Genomic DNA, 2888 nt, shown 5'->3' with positions numbered 1-2888 from the left:
GGCTATGCTGCCGCCGGGTGGTCGGGGTCCACATGGCGCTTCCAGGTTAGGCTTCAGCACCCTCCTGGAATCATCGCCATCCCGGCCACTCAACCCCGCCTCAGGCCCTTATCGGACGGGCTCTTAGCGAAACTGTATCGCTGCGCGTCGCCAGGCATGACCTTGAGCGTAGCAGTTCTGCTCGACGAGACTGGTTTGCCGATCTGGTCTCATCGAGTGCCGATCCTCGATGAGACTTAAGTACCGTTTAAGCTTGGACCTCGGTGCTTTGTAGCGCCTTAGTAAAGTTCCAGGTTACATAAGATGCCCCGCGATCAGGAATCGCGGGGCGATGATGAGTTACTTGCCGCTCGGAGCCGCACCGCTCCCGGTCGCACCGTTGCCCGACCCGCTGCCTGCAGGCGCACCGGGCGTGCTCACGGGCGGACCACCGCTGGTGCCAGGCCCCGTGCTGGTGCTCATCGTACCCGTGCCCATCGAACTGCTCCCGCTCTCCATGGACTTCTCCGAGTTGCTCTTCACGGAGCCGGGGTTGTTCATGTTGCCCTCGGCGCTGCCGCCGCCGGCCGCAGTCTGGGCGACGGCGGCACCGGAGACCGCGAAAGTGAGCGCAACCGCTAGGGTCAGTGTCTTCATCGACATGGTGTTTCCTCCAGACGGATCGGCTCGATCGGTCAGAGGCTAAACCTCACCGCGGTCTCTATCGTTCGGGCACCCGTGAACGTCGTGGTTACAGATCCCGCGTGTGTCGCAGCCTTAGGGCCAGGATCAGCGCGCCAGGCCAGAACACGAGGCTGAGCAGGGCGATCGGGACGATGGAACGGCCTTTCCACCAGACAATCATCACCGGCAGAAGCAGGCCTGGGATCGCTACAGCCAGAAAGGCCAAGAACTGGAGGTCGGATAGGTCCATCCGCCATTCGTAGCAGCCTTCTGCCGCTACGCTTTCTTCACGGCCGGTGGCACATTGCGCCATCATGCCGATCCGGCCCGAGCATCGCTACTTCTACCCGATCGACTGGGCACAGCTCTCTGCCGTGATCCGGTTCGGCCGGGCGAGAGGCTGCTGCGAGGGCTGCGGGCGCCCGCACGGGCGCATCGTCTATCATCTTGGCGACGGGCGCTGGTGGGACCCGGATGCCGGCCGCTGGCGCGATGGCTGGGGCAGGCGGATCCGGATCGCTGCGGAAGCTGACATCCTGGGACGAGCCCGCCGGACCCGGGTCGTGCTCGCCGCAGCCCATCGGGATCACGACACCTCGAACAACGCTGACGCCAATCTCGCGGCGTTCTGCCAGCGCTGCCACATGATCCACGACCGGCCGGAGCATCAGCGGCGGCGCTGGCGCACGCTGTTCCGGCGAAAGGCGCTCGGGGATCTGTTCGGCGGGCCATACTCAGCTGAATAGCAGATCTGCATCAGCCAAGTTTGACGCGTCGTGCTATAAGGATCAGGCTTCGTATTTGGTAGATCCTAGGTGCGCATAAGCTCCGTTTTGCGCTCTATCGATCAATCAAAACGGAGGAAATAACATGGATCATTACAGCTTCGATCAGAGCAATATCACTTGGCGAACTCTCGATTGGCTCGATCATATCGCCTTCTTCGTTTACAAAGTCGATGAAGAAAATCGCATCGTCGATGTCGTGTTCAAGTTCGCGGCCAATCAGCGGGTTATGCTTCACCGCCATCATTGCCCTTACGTCACCCTAGTGATGCAGGGCGAGTTGCGGTTCTACCGCCCGGACGGTGAACTCAAGGAAATCCGGCCGACCGGTAGCTTTGTCTCAGGCCCCGCTCATGGCGAACCCCATGAGGAAGGCGGCGGAGATCAGGACGCGATCGTCTTCTTCAGCAACCGGAACATCGAAGACGCGCTGTACGAGTTCCTCGACGAGAATGGACAGACGACCCAGATCCTCGGGATCGCTGACTTCAAGGCACAGCTGGAAGCTCAGATTGCTGACGGGACCGCGGCGAATGCGGGCGGACGACCTGTCTGAACAAACCTGCGTTTGTAGAACGCCCCGCGGGCTTGCCACCCGCGGGACCAGCTAGATCAGCAGTTGTCATCGCCCGGCTTGACCGGCTGACCCTCAGGGGCCTTCTTCTCACCCTTATCGGGCATCGAGGCGGCGCCGACGTTGTCCAGAGCGCCCACCGTACCAGGCGACTCACCCTTCGCACCAGGTGTCACCTTTTGGGTCGAGCCTCCTTCGACGTTGGAGCTGGTATCCTTCGTGGTCGGGCCCTTGCTGCTGGTCGTCGTACCGACCACGCAGGGGGCGGCGAAGGATGTTGTTGCCGTAAGCGCCAGGATAGCTGCGGCGCCAGTCAGCGTGGTGAGACGTGTCATGTTCCCTCCTGGTTCGATGAGGAGAAGGTCTGGCTCACTCCGATGTTCCTGCCCGTGGCGATCAGAACAGATGTTGGGCCCATACAGGAACAGCGTGCTGGGCACTTACTGCCTCGGCAGGTTGGCTCTCCTGGATCGTACCGTCCGGGCTGACCCCGCCTGATCGGGTGACCATCGTCCACGATAGGCATAGGGCCGCAGATCGAACCCGATCAGCACATTAGCCGGTTGGTGAGCAGAGGGCGGATTGCCGTCGAGCACCTTAGAGCTCCTAACAAAACCATCGTTCGATGAAGCGCCAGACGATGAGGGCGGCAGCCAGCGTCGAGAAGGCGAGATGGATGTCGGCTCGTCGCTCGTAGCGAATGGCGAGGCGACGGAATTGGGCGAACCAAGCCAGGGTCCGCTCGACGACCCACCTACGACGTCCCAGCCGCTGGCTGCTCTCGATCCCGCGCCGGGCGATGCGGGGCTGGATGCGGCGGCGGGTCAGCGCCTGACGGCAGCGGCGGTGGTCGTAGGCCTTGTCGG

Annotated in this window: 6 protein-coding genes; 2 read left to right on the top strand and 4 right to left on the bottom strand. The window is 62.4% G+C overall.

Annotation, left to right across the window (positions count from 1 at the left end):
- Window positions 1-339: 339 nt before the first annotated feature.
- On the bottom strand, window positions 340-642 hold the full coding sequence (locus AAHG09_RS31680; protein WP_342112303.1) for a hypothetical protein: 303 nt from the start codon (window positions 640-642) through the stop codon (window positions 340-342).
- Between the two features lie 88 nt (window positions 643-730).
- On the bottom strand, window positions 731-979 hold the full coding sequence (locus AAHG09_RS31675; protein ID WP_342112302.1) for a hypothetical protein: 249 nt from the start codon (window positions 977-979) through the stop codon (window positions 731-733).
- On the opposite strand from AAHG09_RS31675, the gene AAHG09_RS31670 reads away from it, so the two are divergent.
- On the top strand, window positions 978-1409 hold the full coding sequence (locus AAHG09_RS31670; RefSeq protein ID WP_342112300.1) for a hypothetical protein: 432 nt from the start codon (window positions 978-980) through the stop codon (window positions 1407-1409). The two genes, AAHG09_RS31675 and AAHG09_RS31670, sit on opposite strands and share 2 nt — an antisense overlap.
- 124 nt (window positions 1410-1533) lie before the next feature.
- Window positions 1534-2004, top strand: coding sequence for a cupin domain-containing protein (locus tag AAHG09_RS31665; protein ID WP_342112298.1), 471 nt, complete (start codon window positions 1534-1536; stop codon window positions 2002-2004).
- 56 nt (window positions 2005-2060) lie between these two features.
- Here the strand turns inward: AAHG09_RS31665 and AAHG09_RS31660 are convergent, their stop codons facing one another.
- Window positions 2061-2357 (bottom strand): hypothetical protein, encoded by a 297-nt coding sequence (locus tag AAHG09_RS31660; RefSeq protein ID WP_342112296.1) that lies wholly within the window; start codon window positions 2355-2357, stop codon window positions 2061-2063.
- A gap of 271 nt (window positions 2358-2628) precedes the next feature.
- Window positions 2629-2888: transposase (locus AAHG09_RS31655; protein ID WP_342112294.1), on the bottom strand; the 260-nt coding region annotated here is incomplete at its 5' end.

This window comes from Methylobacterium guangdongense, from assembly GCF_038442355.1.
GTDB lineage: Bacteria > Pseudomonadota > Alphaproteobacteria > Rhizobiales > Beijerinckiaceae > Methylobacterium > Methylobacterium guangdongense.
This window is presented reverse-complemented; position numbering and strand designations above follow the sequence as displayed.

What these genes read in the sequence shown, in the direction of transcription:
- AAHG09_RS31680 (WP_342112303.1), bottom strand. Translation starts at nt 642, where the DNA reads ATGTCGATGAAGACACTGACCCTAGCGGTTGCGCTCACTTTCGCGGTC.
- AAHG09_RS31670 (WP_342112300.1), top strand. Translation starts at nt 978, where the DNA reads ATGCCGATCCGGCCCGAGCATCGCTACTTCTACCCGATCGACTGGGCA.
- AAHG09_RS31675 (WP_342112302.1), bottom strand. Translation starts at nt 979, where the DNA reads ATGATGGCGCAATGTGCCACCGGCCGTGAAGAAAGCGTAGCGGCAGAA.
- AAHG09_RS31665 (WP_342112298.1), top strand. Translation starts at nt 1,534, where the DNA reads ATGGATCATTACAGCTTCGATCAGAGCAATATCACTTGGCGAACTCTC.
- AAHG09_RS31660 (WP_342112296.1), bottom strand. Translation starts at nt 2,357, where the DNA reads ATGACACGTCTCACCACGCTGACTGGCGCCGCAGCTATCCTGGCGCTT.